This is a genomic window from Desertivirga arenae (assembly GCF_017355785.1).
In the GTDB taxonomy this organism is placed as follows: domain Bacteria; phylum Bacteroidota; class Bacteroidia; order Sphingobacteriales; family Sphingobacteriaceae; genus Desertivirga; species Desertivirga arenae.
In genome coordinates, this window is record NZ_JAFEWE010000004.1 from 92,653 (window position 1) to 109,892 (window position 17,240).

Genomic DNA, 17,240 nt, shown 5'->3' on the forward strand with positions numbered 1-17,240 from the left:
TATTTTGCGATTAAGAATTTGTTTATTACTTCACCCACTCTACAACAACTGTATTAGCAGGTCGGTTGCTAAGCGAGTATTTTTCTGGAATTTGATAGCCGTCAGGAGGAACTATCTCCGGGAACGCGTCTTTTATCCTTTTAGTAACTTTAATTCCGGACGTTTTTATATTCTCTAAATCTACCACTGCCAGATCAGTTGCGTTATCTACATACAATGCATTTCCTTTAATAGCCATGTCAACACAGCCGGGGACTGAAATAAATGAAATATTTTTTGGATTTGTAGGGTCTTGATTATCTATTATATGTACTCCTTTATAGTTTTCACTGATAAAAATATACTTGTCTTTATAGTAGATTTTTGCTGGAGATTTAATCTCTCGGGCAGCTAGAAGGGTTATAGACCTTTCTAATGATTCTCGGCTCAACAATATAGGGCGGTAATCTGTATAATGAACAGGCTCACTTGGTACGCCCATGCTTGCAAAAAGGAGCATTATTAAAAAACAGGTAGCTGGAATGAATATTTTAGTCATCATAATCATTTAGGTTTAGTTGTAAAGATAATTGATTTACTGAAACTGTAAATGTTAAAATAATTAAGAAATTGTAACTAAAAAAATGTTAATGAGGTTTAGACACATACTTTTTGTTCCTATAGCGTTTCTCTTTTTCGCCTGTACTCAAAACAAACAGAACAACGCGGAAGAAAGGAAGAAGAAAAATATTTCTGAATTTTTCAATTCTTACTGGGAAGCTCGATCAAAACTTTTCCCCCTTGACGCAACTCAGCAGGGAGACAGCAGATATAATCATATTCTTCAAAATGATCAGACTCAGGGATTTCGAGATACCTTAAAGCAATTTTATCAAACTTACCTAAGCAGATTAGATAGCTTTAATCGTGAAGATTTGAACGAGGATAATAAGTTAAGCTACGATATTTTCAAGTATGAAATGAAAATACAGCTTGAAGGTTTGCAAACTAATCTATGGATGATTCCAACCCAGCAATTTTGGGGTTTGCCTCTTACTATGGGACAACTCGGTTCAGGCGATAGCTATCAACCTTTCAAAACCCCTCAGGATTATAGGAATTGGTTAAGTAGAGTAAAAGGCTTTAGTGTTTGGACAGATTCTGCAATCGCTAATTTTCGTAAAGGAATGCGTACGGGAGTGGTCTTGCCCCGCCCGCTGGTGAAAAAGATGATTCCTCAGATGGAAGCAATGATTGTTGTTGATGCTGAAAAAAGCTTGTTCTTTCAGCCAATAAAAAAAATGCCTGATGGTTTTAGTAAAGAGGAGAAGACTGAGTTCACAAATGCTTACAAGCAGGCAATTTCAAAAGACATTATTCCTTCCTATAAGAAGTTAAGGGATTTTTTGCAAAAGGAATATTATCTCGCTGCCAGGCCTTCTGCGGGCATTTCTGGTATTCCTGAAGGGAGGGAAGATTATTTATACCTGGTTAAATACTGGACTACTACTAACAAGTCTCCAGAGGAGATTTATCAAACAGGAATTGAGGAGGTAAAGCGGATAAGAGATGAAATGGAAAGTGTTAAGAAGGAAGCGAATTTTGTTGGAGACCTTAAGTCTTTCTTTGAGTATATGCGAAATGAACCAAGGTTTATGCCCTTTAAAACTCCTCAGGACGTACTCAATGCCTTTAGAGGGATTCAGGAGCATATTGAGCCAAACCTAAACCGCCTCTTCGGTAACAAACCTAAAACTCCTTTTGAAATCCGGCAGACCGAGGCATTCAGAGCAGCTTCCGCAAGTGCAGAATACATGCAAGGTTCCCCGGACGGCTCGAGGCCGGGAATATTTTATATCCCGATAATTGATGCAAAAAAATTTAATATCACTTCTGGAATGGAGTCACTTTTCCTTCACGAAGCAATTCCCGGCCACCACTACCAGATATCCCTTCAGCAGGAGAATAAGGATCTTCCAAAGTTTAGAAGATTTGCCTGGTATGGAGCTTACGGGGAAGGGTGGGCATTGTACTGTGAATCTTTGGGAAAAGAATTAGGCGTGTATCAAGATCCCTATCAATATATGGGAGCCTTGGGAGATGAGATGCACAGAGCGGTTAGATTAGTAGTTGATGTAGGTATCCATGCAAAGGGAATGACTCGTGAGCAAGCAGTTAAATTTATGATGGAAAACGAAGCTATTTCAGAAGAGGGGGCGGTTGCTGAAGTGGAGCGGTACATGGCCGTCCCAGGGCAAGCGCTTTCCTATAAAATAGGAGCTTTAAAAATCAGGGAGTTGAGGAACCGATATTCTGAGAAGGTGGGCAAGAGATTTAAACTTACAGACTTCCATGATGAGTTCCTGAAAGATGGGTGTATGCCGCTAGAAATCGTAGAAGCAAAGATGAATAGTACATTCATGAAATAAAAAAACAGGTATCAGAGGCAATGTCTGATACCTGTTTTTTTACTATTGCCCTTTGTAGCGGTCGGCATATCCAAAAACCCGTTGTAAAAGAGAAGTGTTTCGGGCGGAAATATTTTGTCTGATTTTTAGTTCCTCCTGGGCAATTTCATGAAAAAGACCATTTATTGCCATTTGAGTGACATACCCAGTCAGGTCGGGGTTTATATCCGAAGTTAGCGGAATTTGATTATACCGTGTAACGGCATCTCCCCAATATTTTGTTGCTCCTACTTTTCCAAGACTATTTTGAATCACAGGTCGGAATTTTTCCGAAAGTTGAGCGGTAGTAACACGTTTAAAATACTGAGTAGCAGCATCCGTTTGCCCACTAAGTAAAATATTAGATGCATCGGCAATGGTCATCTGCTTTATAGCACTTATAAAGATTGGTTTAGCCTCTTTAGCTGCATCTTCTGCAGCGCGGTTCAGGCTGGTAACTACATTATCACAAAGGGAATTAAGTCCCAGGCTTCTTAACGTTCTTTCTGCTTTTTGAGCTTCTGGTGGAAAAAGTATTTTAATCGCTGCATTTCCTAAAAAACCGTTTTGAGTAGCTAGTCTTTCAGAGCTGTAACCGGTCCCGGTTTCAAGAGCCTGTTTTAATCCTAATGCAATCTCTGTCGCACTTGGATTAACGCCACCTAAACCGCCTGTTCCCTGTGTAATCACTTGTTGAGCAGCTTGATTTAACGTATCACAGCCACTAAATATCACTAAGCTCGCAGCCGCTACTAAAAGTTTTATCTGTTTCATTTTTCGTGTGTGTTATTGTAAGAACTGGGATTTAAGTATTGGTTTAATCGATACTTAAAAGAGGTGGCAAAAATTGTAATAATCAACGAGGATAAAAATTAGATGTCATAATATGGTACTAGGAGTAAATAAAATTTAAAAAAATTGTGCGATTTGTTGATTTTATGCATCACTAATAAAACTTACATTTAAAAGATGTATAAATAGATAAGCAATTGGCAGAAGGTTTTCGTAGCTATTAAAAAACAATTAACTTTCCCCAAAATAAACAAAAATAAGCCAGGAGTCTTGAGATTCATCCGTCATAAAACTATTGACCCTAAAGCCACTGAGGCTGATCTACTTGCCCATTACAAAAATTCTGGTGATCTTGAAGTATTAGGGAGGTTATATGAACGTTATATGCCTTTACTATATGGGTTATGTTTAAAGTATTTTAAAGATGAAGAGTTAAGTAAAGATGCTGTAATGCAAATATTTGAACAGCTCATCAAGAAATTAAAGGTACATGAGGTGAGTAATTTCAAAAGTTGGTTGTATACCCTTGCCAGAAATTACTGCCTGATGGAGTTGAGGGTCACTGGTAAGCACGAATTTGTGAACCTAGATGATGCTGGTTTGGAAACGCCGTATTTTCAATCTGCTGAGGGGGATGATCTAACGGAAATGCAACTGAAGCAGATGGGGAGGTGTCTGGAGAAGTTACCCACAGAACAAAAGGTATGCGTTGAGTTGTTTTATTTGCAACAAAAGTGTTATAAGGAAGTGACAGATATAACCGGCTTTGATGCGAACAAAGTGAAAAGCTATATTCAGAATGGCAAACGGAATCTAAAAATTTGTATGGAGAAGAACAGTGGAAACGAATAAAATTACATATGGCCTCATCGAGCAATACATTCAGGGCAAGCTGGATGAAAAGAGAATGCATGAGCTTGAACGACAAGCTTTAAATGATCCTTTTCTTGCCGATGCTCTTGAAGGCTACATCAGAACAGACAAACCGGCTAGTTCACAATTAAGTTTATTGCAGAAGCAGCTTGAAGAACGTATCGCTGTGCAGCAGGAGCAGAAGAACGCCTTTCATTTTGGGTGGCAACGCATAAGTGTTGCAGCAGCAGCTTGTTTGCTTTTTATTAGTGCCAGTATTCTTTTTTGGATGAAAGGTAGCTGGAATCAAAATAAAGCAGCAGATAAGGAACGAAAAGTAGATGTGAGTTTAATGCATCCTGATAGTGTGAAACAGTATACTTCCAATAAAGACCAAAGGATGTTACAAAACGAAGTACCAGCAAGGCCAACAGGTGGCTGGGAGAAATTTGAAAAGTATCTTCGGGAGAATAAAAAACTATCGTCTCTACCAGGTGCTGACTCGGAAGTTACTTTAGCTTTCAAGGTAACAACCGCAGGGAGTCCTGGAGATATAAGAGTAATTAGTGGACTTACAGAAGAGTTAAATAGAGAAGCCATACGGCTGGTGAAACAGGGTCCTACCTGGGAATATAGTGGCAGTCAGGAGATCAGGCTCAAAATTGATTTGAGAAAAAACTAGACTGTTTTCGTACTTTGTTGTTTCTTCTTAAATTTCCTTTTATGAAGAAACTTGCTCTTTGTCTCTGTATTTTGTTTGCTGCTTGTCAATCTAATAAAGATCATACTAAAAAAACAGCCCAAACAGATCTATCCGATCGGTCAGATCCCCATTCTTATTCTATTCCGACAGATGCAGTTGTAAAACACCTCGATCTTGAACTAGCGGTTGATTTCTCTTCTCGAATTCTGACAGGAAAAGCAACCTGGGAGATTCAAAATCTTACTGCCACAGATTCAATAATTTTCGATACCCGGCAAATGCAGATTGAGAAGGTGATCTTGGATGCAAAAAAGGATGCAAAGTTCAGCTTAGGAAAAAAAGATACATTTTTAGGTCAAGCCCTTAATGTTAAAATAGAGCCGGGAACAAAGCAGGTAACTATATGGTATAAAACAACTAAAGAATCTGCTGCTCTCCAGTGGTTAAATCCAGAGCAAACCGCTGGCAAGAAGCAGCCTTTTCTTTTTACTCAATCTCAGGCCATTTTGGCCCGCACCTGGGTGCCATGTCAGGATAGTCCGGCTATTCGTTTTAATTACACTGCTAAAGTAACCGTACCCAGGGAAATGATAGCTCTAATGAGTGCCGAGAATCCTCAGAAGAAAAATTCATCCGGTGTTTATCAGTTCAGGCAACCCAATCCTATCCCTTCTTATCTTCTTGCTTTGGCCGTGGGTGATATTGAGTTTAAAAGCATAGATAGCAGAACAGGAGTGTACGCCGAACCTGTTACCTTAAAAAGGGCTGCCTGGGAGTTTTCAGATATGGGCAAGATGGTCTCAGCTGCAGAAAGCTTATACGGGCCCTATTTGTGGAACCGTTTCGATGTACTGGTACTACCTCCATCTTTCCCCTTTGGGGGGATGGAGAACCCCATGCTTACGTTTGCTACTCCAACAATTATCGCTGGAGATAGATCTTTGGTTAGTGTGATCTCTCATGAACTTGCTCATAGCTGGAGTGGAAACCTTACCACTAATGCTACATGGAATGACTTCTGGCTTAACGAAGGTTTTACCACCTACTTCGAAAGAAGGATTGTTGAAACCGTATATGGAAGGGAAGAAGCTATGATGCAAGAAGCTATCGGCTTTAAAGCGTTGCAGGCATCTATAGAGGAACTTGGACCTAAAAGCGAAGATACTAAGCTGAAAGGGAACTTCGCAGGAAGAGATCCGGACGAAGGAGTAACGGATATCCCTTACGAAAAAGGATATGCATTTTTGAAGGTTATGGAACTGGCCTTGGGTCGCACTGCTTTCGATGCATTTGTAACTGAGTATTTTCAGTCTCACAAATTCAAATCTATCACAACAGAAGATTTTGTATTATATGTTCAGAAGAATCTGTTTGTGAAAGATCCAAAACTGAGCGATAAGTTAAAAATGTCTGAATGGCTTTACGAAGCAGGCTTGCCCGATAATTTAATAAAGCCCTCCTCAGAAAAGTTTTTAGCTATTGACTCCTTATTGAATGCAAACAGAGACAGGCTTCCTATAAATTCATTAAAGTCTCAAATTTCTTTAGCAAATGAGAAGCTCTATCTCCTTAATGTATTGCCAGACAGCCTTGATAAAAAGGATATGGCACAGCTTGATCAGGCTTTCCTTTTCACACATTCTCATAACGCGGAGATTCAGTGCGCGTGGTACATGCATGCTATCAAAAACAATTATCAACCAGCAGTTGCAGCAATAGAGAAGTTTCTAATAAATGTTGGAAGAAGAAAATTTCTGATTCCACTGTACAAAGAGATGGTTAAAACAGAGGAAGGGAAGGAATGGGCAAGGAGAATTTACAAAAAAGCTCGTCCTAATTATCACGCCGTAGCCTATTCTACTATTGACGAGCTTTTGAAGTAATCATATTATTTATCCCGGACTACATTAGATTGCCTGCGTCCGGGATAAATTAAAGACTTAAAATAACTTATATCCCAGGCTTATATGCCATAAGTTCTGTTTCTGGTCGTATTTACCGCTTTTGCTAATATTAGTAAGGCCCTTTTCATACCTTAAATCGACTGTTACATTTCCCAAATCTACTCCTATACCAGCCTGCGCGCCAATAGTCTGGTTTTTATAGTCATTATAGTTAGTCGCATTGCTGAGATTTGTTTTTGCATTCTTGTCAAGAACAAAGCTTAAGATAGGACCCGCCATATATCGGAAGTTCAACTTATCAACTCCAATCTTGTTTCCAACTAGAATAGGCACATCAAGCGTTGTAAATTTGATTTTAGCATCGCCGGAAACATTATTGTCATTTTCGTTGGCATTTAGTTCGCCACCTTTACTTCCGAGATATGCTTCCGGTTGAACATAAAAGCCTGCTGCTCCAATTCGAGCCCAAACCCCAGCTTGATACCCTAATCTATTATCTTCTTTTGCCCAGTCAGCTTGAAGTTTTGAAATATTTACACCACCCTTTAAACCGAAATTAACTTTAGGTAATTGCGCTGAGGCTGACAGACTTATAAGAAGTGTTATTGCAGCTAAAAAATGTTTTTTCATGATCTTTAATTTTAGTGTTTTAAATACGGTTTCTTCAGAACAAACTTAGATTATAAAAGTTGCTTGCCAACACAAGGATTTACTTTACAATAAGACGCTTATTTTTTTACTTTTGTCACAGTAGAACATCAGGTTTTTTTCCAATAAAGGCTGATATACTTCCGCTGCCTGTAGGCGGCGTTTATGAAAGAGAATTATGGCAGAAATCACAATAAGTAAAGAAGACTGGGATAGACTAAAATTGAAGGTTAGACGTAAGTATCGCGATCTTTCAGATGAAGATTTGGCCTATTTACCAGGAGAGGAAGAGAAGTTGATACAGCATTTAATGGTGAGGTTAAAAAGGAAGAGGGAATATGTTGTGTTTACCTTGAAGAAAGGATTAGCCAATATAGATACGAACATTCTTTAATTCCTGTCGCAAGGACACCGTTTTTTCATAACCTTTTGATCGTCTTTTCGTAAAGGCTTTAAAATGGTTTTACCCATTTTAAATAATCATCTATTATTTTAAATTTACGTATCTGCTTTAATGATACGTTTAGCGGAAAACATTTATGAAAAAACGCAAAGGCTTGTTCAAAAATTCTGTAATTGGCGCTTGTTTAGGTTTAGCTGTATTTTCTTTTTCCTTTCGGGAAGATCTCTTTCTGTACTCCAAGAACATTGACATCTTTGCTTCCCTTTATAAAGAAATTAATCTAAACTATGTAGATGATATTAACCCGTCTACATTGATGAAAACAGGGGTAGATGCCATGCTGGACAGCCTTGATCCTTATACCGAGTATGTACAGGAATCGGATATTGAGGATTACAAAATGAAGTATGTTAGTACACAGTACGGTGGTATCGGTACTAGTGTTCAAAACAGGAATGGCAAATTTATCATTGCTGATACATTCGAAGGTTTCCCTGCTCAAAAGTCAGATATAAGAGCAGGCGATGAACTTGTTCAGATAAACGGTGTATCGCTAAAAGGCAAGCTATATGAGCAAGTAAGCTCAATGCTTAAAGGGCCAAAGAATACCCCCTTAAAAATTACGATTAACAGAACAGGTGAGGGTATCCTCGAAAAGTCTCTACAAAGAGAAGAGATCACGCAAACAAACGTCTCCTATTCTGGTATGGTGGCTAATAATATTGGGTATATAAAACTTGATAAGTTCCTCGAAAATTCTAGTTCCGAGGTAAAAGTAGCTTTGATAGAAATACTCAAGAATAACCCAGAAGGCCTGGTGCTTGATCTTCGTTCAAACGGTGGAGGTATTTTGCAGGAAGCTGTAAAGATCGTCAACTTGTTTGTTGATCCAAATGTTACAGTTGTAACCCAAAGGGGGCGAAATAAGGAAAAGACAATTAGCTACAAAACATTCGACGGTCCTTTAGCTGCTAAACTTCCTTTGGTTGTTCTTATTAACAGCCGCTCTGCTTCTGCGGCAGAAATTGTTGCCGGCTCTCTGCAAGATTTGGATCGTGCTGTAGTTGTCGGGCAGAGAAGTTTTGGAAAAGGATTAGTACAACAGACTTTTAATCTGCCCTACAATAGTCTTATAAAGGTTACTGTAGCTAAATATTACACGCCTTCAGGAAGATGTATCCAAGCTCTTGATTATGCACATAGGGGAGTAGATGGTAGTGTTGAGAAGGTTGCGGACTCTTTAATAACAGAATATAAAACTAAAAATGGCAGGTCGGTATTTGATGGAAGTGGTATATATCCTGATGTTGCAGTCAATCCTATTAAATTGAGCCCTATTACTCAAACTCTTCTCAGTAAATATTACATCTTTGACTTTGCAACCAGTTATAGAAAACAGAAGCCCTCTATCGGAAATATCAAGGCCTTTAAGCTGACTGAAGCAGATTACGATAGTTTCATAACTTTTGTAGCTGATAAAAATATAGACTATAGTACCAGAACCGAAAAGTTGTTGAATGAGTTGCGCGCGGAGGCTGAAAAGGAGAACAAATTGTCAGAAGTTAAAGCTGAGCTCGAAGCTTTAAAAAATAAAGTGTCTTTTAGCAAGAAGAACGATCTTACACAGTTCAAAGAAGAAGTTCGCAGGATACTGGAAACGGAAATTGCCGGAAGATATGGCTTTCAAAAAGGAAGGATCGAACAAAGCTTTCAGTATGATGAAGAGTTGAAGGCTGCTGCGGGAGTTCTGGTAAACAGAAATTTGCTTGCCTCTATTCTTCAAGGATCAGGCTCTTATAAGTCTATTGGTAAGCCAGGAAACACCGTGTCAGCCAGCTTAGGCGGTCGGTAACAAATAATAGTATTTAAAAAGAAGGGTTGTTTGAATTATTCAAACAACCCTTCTTTTTTATATGGAATTAGTTTTGTCTACAATCATTCTGATTTTTTCATCAAGTTGAATGGTAGCTTCTTCAAGCAGTAGAAAATATTCTTTGTCTACTGCGTAATCATTCTCTTTGAAAGCAGCGACGAGACCTATGATAGCAGAAACAGGAGACCGTAGCTCGTGAGATTGAACCCATGCAATTTCTCTTAGTATATCGTTCTGAGCCTGTAACTGTTTCAATGTCCGGTCTAGCTCCATAATATGGCTTACCTGCTTGGCAAGAACTTCCAGCTGTTGCTTTTGTTGTTCAGTCAGAATTTTAGGAGATACATCGTACACACATAAAGTTCCAACGTTGTAACCATCGTATGACCTAAGGTTAGCACTGGCGTAAAATCTAATGTGAGGATCATTAGCAACAACCGGGGCATCCGCGAAACGGATATCCAGCGAGGCATCTTTCACCTCCATTATTGTATCCTGTTCAATAGCGTGCGTACAAAAAGAAGTTTTTCGTGGCATTTCTCTGATGTCTGCCCCCGTCTGCGCATTGATGAATTGAACATCTTCATCCATTAAGGTGATCAATGCAATAGGAGCCTGGCAGATTGTGGAAGCAAGCATCGTAATGTCCTCTAACTCTTTCTCCCGGTTTATGTGAAAATTTAGATACCGTCTGGTAGCAGCTAGTCTTTGATCTTCTTTCCCTTTTTCGCTCATGCGTTAATAATAGCTAATGATATCCGGCTTTATACGTTTTTCAATAATAAAAGATGTGCAAAATTGAACTTTCAGGAGAACCTTCATTAGCATGCCTTTCATTCGGATGGCGATCCTGCCCGCAAGTTCTTTATGTCTATAAAAACAATTTAGACTTTCAATAAAAACCCTCGCTATGCTTTGCTGTTCATACTAAACAATAAGAAAAAATTTATGGAAAACGTAAAGCTTGCAGTAATCTATTACAGTTCTACAGGTACAAATTATCAATTGGCACAATGGGCCGCGGAAGCAGCAAAGCGGGCAGGGGCAGAAGCACGGATCTTGAAAATAGCCGAGACTGCTCCGGATGCTGCCATTCAATCCAATCCCGCGTGGGCTGAACATGTTCAGGCTACCGCAAGTGTACCAACTGTAACTCTTGAGGATTTGGAATGGGCGGATGCTTTGATTTTCAGTTTTCCAACAAGGTTTGGAAATCCTCCTTCTCAATTTCGTTCATTTATTGATACGACTGGCGGGTTGTGGTTTCAGGGAAAACTAGCCAATAAGGTAGTAAGTGCAATGACTAGTGCTCAGAATCCGCATGGAGGCCAGGAATCCACCTTATTGTCTTTTTATATAACCATGTTTCATTGGGGAGCAATTATTGCTGCTCCTGGATATACTTCCCAGGTTATTTTTGGAGCTGGCGGTAATCCTTATGGAACGAGTGTTACTGTTACACAGGATGCAATTCAGCAAGGTACCCAAGACGCTGTTGCTCATCAGGCTGAGAGAACTGTTGAAGTGGCTAAGTGGGTCAAGACTGGAAAAAACACTACGATTTAAATAATATGGTGTTGGCTAAGCGAAGCTATTTTTAGCTTCGTTTAAGCTAATACTGAAGCCATAAAATTATCTAAATAGGGTACCAGAAGTCTCCGACTTTTGAAAGCTTTAAATTTCACAACTTCTCCTTCTCCCTCAGTACAAAACATCTCCACATAAAAGTCTGACATCGCATATAACTTCACTTTAAACAATGCCTCTTGGCGTTCTGAAAGGCAGTCAGTAGCAGCAATTGCGTTAGCTTGTTCTTCTTTAGAAAGTGATAGAAAAGTGTAGATATCCATGGACGTGCAAGGTTAGGGATTTATACGGCCCTCCAGAAAAAATGTTACCAAAAGAGTTATATAATTTCATTTTATTGCTCAGATCGATCAATAGGAAATTTTTACTTCAATCGGTTAAATTTATTTTTACTTCCAAGCTCTATTGATAGGATTACGAAATATTTGTTATTTTTATGCCAACGTTGGCCCTCTGCTAACTATCTAACAATTTAATAAACTACTATTTGCTTTTATTTCTAAAACATTAGTTACAGGAAATGAAGGTGAAGCATTCCTATTAAGAACCTAAGTAGAATAAATGACACAGTCACGCGAAGAACTAAACATTATCGGTGCGGCTATTGAAGACCGCTACATTTCGGCTGGGATAGTCGATTTTCAAACACGTAGAGTGATAGATCAAACATTACGTCGAAAGCGAGTAAACCCATCTGGTGAGGCTGATGAGATTATTGATGCATGGGCTGATTGCTTTCGTGAGGTTTTAGCTCATCGAACGTCTGGTAATATCCGGATTGGAATTGGAATTCCAAATTTACTTGATTATGAAAGCGGCATTTATCTGGGTAACGACCCTAAGCGGTATGGCGGTCTTTATAAGCTTAATTTGAAAGAAGTTTTGGGTGATAAATTGCTTCTGCCAAAAGAGCATATCAGAATAGGAAACGTAGATGCATGTTTTTTTCAGGGTGAGGTCTTTGCCGGAGCGGTGCGAGGATATCAAAAATCTTTTGGAATAACCTTAGGAGTAGGCTTAGGTACAGCAAGATATAAAGAAGGTATAGTGGAGGATGCTAATCTATGGAAATCACCTTTTGGGGAGTCAATAGCAGAGGATTACTTATCACAACGATGGCTACTAAAACGCTTCCATGAACTAACTGGATTAGAAGTAGCTGATCTTGTAGAAATGAAAAGAAATGCTAACCAATATGTTGAACAGACCTTTATAGAGTTCGGAACCAACTTAGGAGAGTTTATTGCTGGAATAATACACGACGAACGTCCTGAAGCTATATGTATCGGAGGACAGATGGAAAGCTCTAACCGTTTTTTCTTTGATATAGCAACAAATCACGTACAATCTATGGGATTTAAGACTCCTATTATTAAAGCCATCCTGGGAGAAAAGGCTTATGTAATTGGCACAGCTTCGTTATGGAGTACAGAAGTACTGCACTCTTAGTTTTCGATGCATACGAACCGAAGCAGGAGTACTAAAAGCAGGACACAATATGCCTTCTAAAGAGGATTTGAAAAGAAATTCGCAAGTATAATCCGTGTCATGGCACGGTTCTGGCATATGGGAGTACATCACTTACATATACCTATGAAACACTTAAGAGCTGGGGTCCATCCCCGGCTCTTTCCTTATAATCTAACTAGGATGCATGTTTCACGTTGTAATAAAGCAGTTACCCCCGTAGCCATTGGGAAATTACCCTTTTCTTTGCACGTTCTTTGAGAGAATGCTAACCGTTTTCGACCATAAATTTATGAATAGCTATAAATCTAATAAAGCTCTTTTGGTATTCCTAATTGCCTTTTTTTCAGCCTTGTTGCCTGCTACAGCGCAAACAGGATCAGAAGGAAGCATAAGAGGAAAAGTAGTAGAGGCCAATACAAGCAAACCCGTTGATTTTGCTTCTGTAGTAGTAGTGGATCCTGAAAGTGGAAAAACTGTCAAATCGACAAGGTCAGGAACAGATGGTGATTTTGTTTTTAGCAATCTACCTTTAGGAAACTATACCCTCAAGATAAGTTTTGTGGGTTTTAACCCTTTCAGTCGCACTGGTTTAGTATTGTCTCAAACTACTCCTCTAATTAATCTCGGCGCGATTCAGCTTAGCCAGGGAAAAGCTAATGTGTTGAAAGAAGTGGTTGTTCAGGCGCAGCGAAGCAATATGCAATTAGGTATTGATCGCAAAGTCTTCAATGTAGAGCAAAGTCTTGTTAGTGAAGGAGGATCAGCTACAGACCTTTTAGCCAACGTACCTACTGTTGCTGTAGATATTGATGGTAATGTAAGTTTACGCGGTTCTGGAAGTGTACGGGTATTAATTGATGGAAAGCCTTCCGCCATTGGGGGAGGTGATATAGCAACAGTCCTGCAATCGCTGCCAGCTAGCTCAATTGAGAACATCGAACTTATTACAAACCCTTCTGCCAAGTATGATCCCGAGGGGCAGACCGGAATTATAAATATTGTATTAAAGAAAAATAAAAAGGTGGGCATCAATGGTGCAGTCTCCCTTTCTGCGGGTAACCGGGACAATTACAATGTTAATGCTAATTTGAGTTATCGCGATCGAAATGTAAACGTTTATGGCAATTACAGTTTTCGGTACGGCACTCGAATAGGAGCTGGGTACAATAACACGCTGTTTTTTAACAACAATAGCGCTATTAATAATAGCCTGGATGGCAAAAGGCAGAACACAGGAAATACTGCTAAGGCAGGAATAGACTATTATATCAATGATAAAACAACGATAGGCTTTTCCGGAAACATTAATGTGAGAAACGGAGATAGGGATGAGGATATCAACTATTTCTATAGGAACTTTAACAACGGCAGGGATAGCACAAGTTTTAGAACATCACAGGAAGACGATAAAGATACCGGATACGATTTGAATCTGGATTTTAGCCGGAAATTCAAACGTCAGGGCGAGGAGTTGACTGCAAACATGAGCCTAGGAAGAAGTAGCGAGGATGAGTTTCAGAGCCTGGAACAGAATTTTTTTGCGGCAAACGGCACTCCATTGGCAAGTCGTTTAGACAGGCGAACGAACGACGGAGATGAGCTTGCTAAGAATTATAATATTCAGGTTGACTATACTATACCACTTACCAAGACTCAAAAGTTGGAAACAGGCTATAGAACGACAATACGCCGTGAAGATGCATCCCAGCTTTCCAGAACGTTCAACGTCTTCACGAATAGCTACCGAACTGATTATACTCAAACCAACGATTTTTCTCTGGAAGATATAGTCCATGCTACATATGGAAGCTACCAAAATCAGATTACAGAAAGATTTGGGTTCCAGGTAGGTCTTCGTGCAGAACAAGCTTATCTCAATACTACCTATGAGGGCGTAGATACTACAACCTTTCAAAAAACATCCCAACCTGGAAACCTAAAGTACTTTAGAATATATCCCAGTGTCTTTTTAACACAAAAATTAGGCGGGGGAAATCAGCTTCAGTTAAGTTATACCCGCAGAGTTAACAGGCCGCGGGGATGGCAGGTAAATCCTTTTCGTGACCTTTCTGATCCTAATAATATTCGTGTTGGAAACCCAAATCTTCGGCCAGAGGATATTCATTCTTTTGAGTTAAGTTATATGAGATCTTTTGGTGCATTTACCCTTACTTCCTCGGCTTTCGCCCGGCAGGTGAATGATGTTGTAGAGGGGGTTCAAAGTTCTATCGATAGCGCAACTACACTCACTCAATTTATAAACCTTACCAGAAATAGGGCAGCGGGACTTGAACTGATTGGTCGAATTGAATTCTCCAAGGGATTTAATATAACGGCAAACGCTAATCTTTTCTATAATAAATTCTTTGGTAGTCCGGAGAATAATATACAACCAAACAGCGGTTTAAACTGGAACTCCAACATCATCAGTAATTTTCAATTATCCAAGGTTCTGTCAGGTCAGATTAATGCTAACTATGATGCACCTCGTGTAACTGCGCAGGGAAAAAGTAAGGCGATGTGGGGAACCGACGCGGCCTTACGTCTTGACATTATGAATAAAAAGGGCAGTCTCTCCTTTAATATGAGGGATGTATTTAATACAAGAAAATGGGGTTTCTTAACGGATACCTATTTGTTCTCGCGAGAATCTCAAAGAAGGATGCAGGGAAGAATGGCTACGCTCACATTTAGCTACCGCTTCGGTAAGTCCGACTTACCGCAGAAGAAGAAATCTGATAGAAGTAATAACCAGGATCAGTTCCAGGACGAGGGTGGTTTTTAACGATTAAATCTATCCCATATCTGCCAGTTCAACCAAAGCCTGGTGTAGCTGACTAACGGCCATGGCTCCTTCTCCAACAGCAGATGCTACGCGCTTTGTTGAACCAGACCGTACGTCTCCAACAGCAAAAACTGCAGGAATGCTTGTCTCTAACATCATCGGGGCCCGCTGCAATGTCCATGACTCCGATTCTGCAGCTGCCTGGCCAGTAACACCAAATCCCTTTTTATCAAGTAATAAACAGCGGTTGATAAAACTAGTGTTAGGCAAAGCTCCTATCATCAGAAAGAGATGCCGGATAGATTTACTCTCGGTTTCTCCTGTTTGATTGTTCTTCCATGTCACCTCTTCAAGGGACTGTTCGCCCCGAAGTTCTGTAACTTCAGTGTATGGGTGAATTGAAATTCTCCCGGACGCTTTAATGCGCTGAATAAGATAATCAGACATGGTTGCCTCCAGGCCTTCTCTCCGGATAAGAATATGAACATGGCTGGCAAAGCGGGTAAGAAATACGGCGGCCTGACCTGCAGAGTTTCCCCCGCCAATAACAATAATCTCTTCGTCTTTACAAATATCACCCTCCATTGCTGTAGCTGCATAATAAATTCCGGCTCCTTCAAAACGCTCTTCCTCGGGTAAATTTAATTTGCTATAACGTGCACCAGAAGCTATAATAATAGCACGGCTCTGGATTCGGCAATGATGGTCAAGCGAAAGTTTGTAGGGTCTCGTACTGCAATCAATATTCTCAACAACATAAGGTAGAGCAATGGTGGCCCCAAACTTATGCGCCTGCACCTGAGCGCGCCCTGACAAGTCTTCTCCAGAAATACCTAATGGGAAGCCCAGATAATTCTCAATTTTGGAACTTGTTCCAGCTTGGCCGCCGGGCGCTTCACACTCAATTAACACAGTGCTCAAGCCCTCACTTGCTGCATATACCGCTGCGGACAAGCCGGCAGGCCCAGCACCTATAATAGCTACATCGTATATATGATCTTCTTTAATTTCCTCCGATAATCCAAGTGCTTGAGCCAGTTTCAAATTGCCTGGTCTTTTCAAAAGCTCATTGCGATTATATAGAAATACAGAAGGGAGGTCTTCTTCTTTAATATCATACTTTTCTATGTAAGTCGTCGCCAGGGGATCCGTGTATTCTATAATTTCCAGTGGATAACCATTGCCTTTGAGAAATCGCTCTATCCTTAAAAGATCAGCAGAATGGTTTGAGGTGATAATGGTAACAGATGCCTGATTATGAGCAATTAATCCGCGTCTTCTTAAAATGATAGCCTGAAGAATAGTTTCGCTTAGATCTGATTCGGCTGCTATTAGTTTTCTAAACTGCTCCCTGCTAATTCTAAGTACTATTCCATCAGCGCCCATTCGGCCCCCTACCAGTATTTCCCTTCCATTAACCAGGTCTAGTTCTCCAGTAAATTCGTTCTTTTCATGAACCGTAATTACCCGTGTTCCATCTTTAACATGTTCGTAAATTTCAATACAACCACTAAGTACAATTACAAAATCTACACTTCTTTCACCCCGGTCAAAAAGAATGGTGCCTTTTGAATAGGTATGTATTGTTCCAAAAGGCTTGGCCCTTTCAACCTGATCATCTCTTAATACAGGAAAGGTTTGACTCTGTCTATTGTATGGATCGCTTGGGTTTGTAGCAGGGATAAGAGGATTAGAAGACATATGTTAAAAAATGATACTAATTCTTTTAAACACCAGTAGATGCAAAGAGTTCTCGTTCTGAAAATATTACGAGGGCCCTAGGAATTTATCTGAAGT

General features: G+C 39.8%; 15 protein-coding genes. 9 read left to right on the forward strand and 6 right to left on the reverse strand.

The window, feature by feature from the left end; all coding sequences use genetic code 11:
• Nucleotides 1-25: 25 nt before the first annotated feature.
• Nucleotides 26-541, reverse strand: a complete 516-nt coding sequence (locus J4N24_RS10040) for an LVIVD repeat-containing protein (RefSeq protein ID WP_207533554.1) — start codon at nt 539-541, stop codon at nt 26-28.
• An 88-nt stretch (nt 542-629) separates the two neighbouring features.
• Here J4N24_RS10040 and J4N24_RS10045 point away from each other — a divergent pair, with 88 nt between their 5' ends.
• Complete coding sequence (locus tag J4N24_RS10045; RefSeq protein ID WP_207533555.1) at nt 630-2,408, forward strand: DUF885 domain-containing protein; 1,779 nt, start codon at nt 630-632, stop codon at nt 2,406-2,408.
• Nucleotides 2,409-2,450: 42 nt separating this feature from the next.
• On the opposite strand, the gene J4N24_RS10050 is transcribed toward J4N24_RS10045, so the two are convergent.
• Nucleotides 2,451-3,200, reverse strand: coding sequence for a DUF4197 domain-containing protein (locus J4N24_RS10050; protein WP_207533556.1), 750 nt, complete (start codon nt 3,198-3,200; stop codon nt 2,451-2,453).
• Between the two features lie 288 nt (nt 3,201-3,488).
• Between J4N24_RS10050 and J4N24_RS10055 the strand changes: the two genes are divergently transcribed.
• Genes J4N24_RS10055 through J4N24_RS10065 form a run of 3 tightly spaced genes read left to right on the forward strand, consistent with a single transcriptional unit; the run spans nt 3,489 to nt 6,656 of the window.
• Entirely contained in the window at nt 3,489-4,070 is a 582-nt protein-coding gene (locus tag J4N24_RS10055) for an RNA polymerase sigma factor (RefSeq protein ID WP_207533557.1), read from the forward strand.
• Complete coding sequence (locus J4N24_RS10060) at nt 4,057-4,752, forward strand: hypothetical protein (RefSeq protein ID WP_207533558.1); 696 nt, start codon at nt 4,057-4,059, stop codon at nt 4,750-4,752. Before J4N24_RS10055 ends, J4N24_RS10060 begins: the two co-directional genes overlap by 14 nt.
• Before the next feature lie 41 nt (nt 4,753-4,793).
• A complete protein-coding gene (locus J4N24_RS10065; protein WP_207533559.1) occupies nt 4,794-6,656 on the forward strand; it encodes a M1 family metallopeptidase in 1,863 nt (620 codons plus the stop codon).
• Nucleotides 6,657-6,713: 57 nt separating this feature from the next.
• Here J4N24_RS10065 and J4N24_RS10070 read toward each other — a convergent pair whose 3' ends face one another.
• Complete coding sequence (locus tag J4N24_RS10070) at nt 6,714-7,307, reverse strand: porin family protein (protein ID WP_207533560.1); 594 nt, start codon at nt 7,305-7,307, stop codon at nt 6,714-6,716.
• Nucleotides 7,308-7,503: 196 nt separating this feature from the next.
• On the opposite strand from J4N24_RS10070, the gene J4N24_RS10075 reads away from it, so the two are divergent.
• Both J4N24_RS10075 and J4N24_RS10080 read left to right on the forward strand, forming a co-directional pair.
• On the forward strand, nt 7,504-7,719 hold the full coding sequence (locus tag J4N24_RS10075; protein WP_207533561.1) for a hypothetical protein: 216 nt from the start codon (nt 7,504-7,506) through the stop codon (nt 7,717-7,719).
• Nucleotides 7,720-7,864: 145 nt separating this feature from the next.
• Nucleotides 7,865-9,580 (forward strand): S41 family peptidase, encoded by a 1,716-nt coding sequence (locus J4N24_RS10080; protein ID WP_207533562.1) that lies wholly within the window; start codon nt 7,865-7,867, stop codon nt 9,578-9,580.
• 57 nt (nt 9,581-9,637) lie between these two features.
• On the opposite strand, the gene J4N24_RS10085 is transcribed toward J4N24_RS10080, so the two are convergent.
• Nucleotides 9,638-10,336 (reverse strand): GAF domain-containing protein, encoded by a 699-nt coding sequence (locus J4N24_RS10085; protein ID WP_207533563.1) that lies wholly within the window; start codon nt 10,334-10,336, stop codon nt 9,638-9,640.
• 213 nt (nt 10,337-10,549) lie between these two features.
• Between J4N24_RS10085 and wrbA the strand changes: the two genes are divergently transcribed.
• Nucleotides 10,550-11,167: an NAD(P)H:quinone oxidoreductase type IV gene (gene wrbA, locus J4N24_RS10090; RefSeq protein WP_207533564.1), complete on the forward strand. Its 618-nt coding sequence runs from the start codon at nt 10,550-10,552 to the stop codon at nt 11,165-11,167.
• 41 nt (nt 11,168-11,208) lie between these two features.
• Here wrbA and J4N24_RS10095 read toward each other — a convergent pair whose 3' ends face one another.
• Complete coding sequence (locus tag J4N24_RS10095; protein ID WP_207533565.1) at nt 11,209-11,451, reverse strand: hypothetical protein; 243 nt, start codon at nt 11,449-11,451, stop codon at nt 11,209-11,211.
• 298 nt (nt 11,452-11,749) lie between these two features.
• On the opposite strand from J4N24_RS10095, the gene J4N24_RS10100 reads away from it, so the two are divergent.
• Both J4N24_RS10100 and J4N24_RS10105 read left to right on the forward strand, forming a co-directional pair.
• Nucleotides 11,750-12,637 (forward strand): ROK family protein, encoded by an 888-nt coding sequence (locus J4N24_RS10100; protein WP_207533566.1) that lies wholly within the window; start codon nt 11,750-11,752, stop codon nt 12,635-12,637.
• A gap of 310 nt (nt 12,638-12,947) precedes the next feature.
• Entirely contained in the window at nt 12,948-15,443 is a 2,496-nt protein-coding gene (locus tag J4N24_RS10105) for an outer membrane beta-barrel family protein (RefSeq protein ID WP_207533567.1), read from the forward strand.
• 9 nt (nt 15,444-15,452) lie between these two features.
• Here the strand turns inward: J4N24_RS10105 and J4N24_RS10110 are convergent, their stop codons facing one another.
• Nucleotides 15,453-17,144, reverse strand: a complete 1,692-nt coding sequence (locus J4N24_RS10110) for an FAD-dependent oxidoreductase (protein ID WP_207533568.1) — start codon at nt 17,142-17,144, stop codon at nt 15,453-15,455.
• Nucleotides 17,145-17,240 lie beyond the last annotated feature (96 nt).

Excerpts from the sequence above, each read along its gene's own strand:
- J4N24_RS10075 (WP_207533561.1), top strand. The coding sequence starts at position 7,504 with ATGGCAGAAATCACAATAAGTAAAGAAGACTGGGATAGACTAAAATTG.
- J4N24_RS10045 (WP_207533555.1), top strand. The coding sequence starts at position 630 with ATGAGGTTTAGACACATACTTTTTGTTCCTATAGCGTTTCTCTTTTTC.
- J4N24_RS10050 (WP_207533556.1), bottom strand. The coding sequence starts at position 3,200 with ATGAAACAGATAAAACTTTTAGTAGCGGCTGCGAGCTTAGTGATATTT.
- J4N24_RS10095 (WP_207533565.1), bottom strand. The coding sequence starts at position 11,451 with ATGGATATCTACACTTTTCTATCACTTTCTAAAGAAGAACAAGCTAAC.
- wrbA (WP_207533564.1), top strand. The coding sequence starts at position 10,550 with ATGGAAAACGTAAAGCTTGCAGTAATCTATTACAGTTCTACAGGTACA.
- J4N24_RS10040 (WP_207533554.1), bottom strand. The coding sequence starts at position 541 with ATGATGACTAAAATATTCATTCCAGCTACCTGTTTTTTAATAATGCTC.
- J4N24_RS10100 (WP_207533566.1), top strand. The coding sequence starts at position 11,750 with ATGACACAGTCACGCGAAGAACTAAACATTATCGGTGCGGCTATTGAA.
- J4N24_RS10085 (WP_207533563.1), bottom strand. The coding sequence starts at position 10,336 with ATGAGCGAAAAAGGGAAAGAAGATCAAAGACTAGCTGCTACCAGACGG.
- J4N24_RS10065 (WP_207533559.1), top strand. The coding sequence starts at position 4,794 with ATGAAGAAACTTGCTCTTTGTCTCTGTATTTTGTTTGCTGCTTGTCAA.
- J4N24_RS10105 (WP_207533567.1), top strand. The coding sequence starts at position 12,948 with ATGAATAGCTATAAATCTAATAAAGCTCTTTTGGTATTCCTAATTGCC.
- J4N24_RS10110 (WP_207533568.1), bottom strand. The coding sequence starts at position 17,144 with ATGTCTTCTAATCCTCTTATCCCTGCTACAAACCCAAGCGATCCATAC.
- J4N24_RS10080 (WP_207533562.1), top strand. The coding sequence starts at position 7,865 with ATGAAAAAACGCAAAGGCTTGTTCAAAAATTCTGTAATTGGCGCTTGT.
- J4N24_RS10070 (WP_207533560.1), bottom strand. The coding sequence starts at position 7,307 with ATGAAAAAACATTTTTTAGCTGCAATAACACTTCTTATAAGTCTGTCA.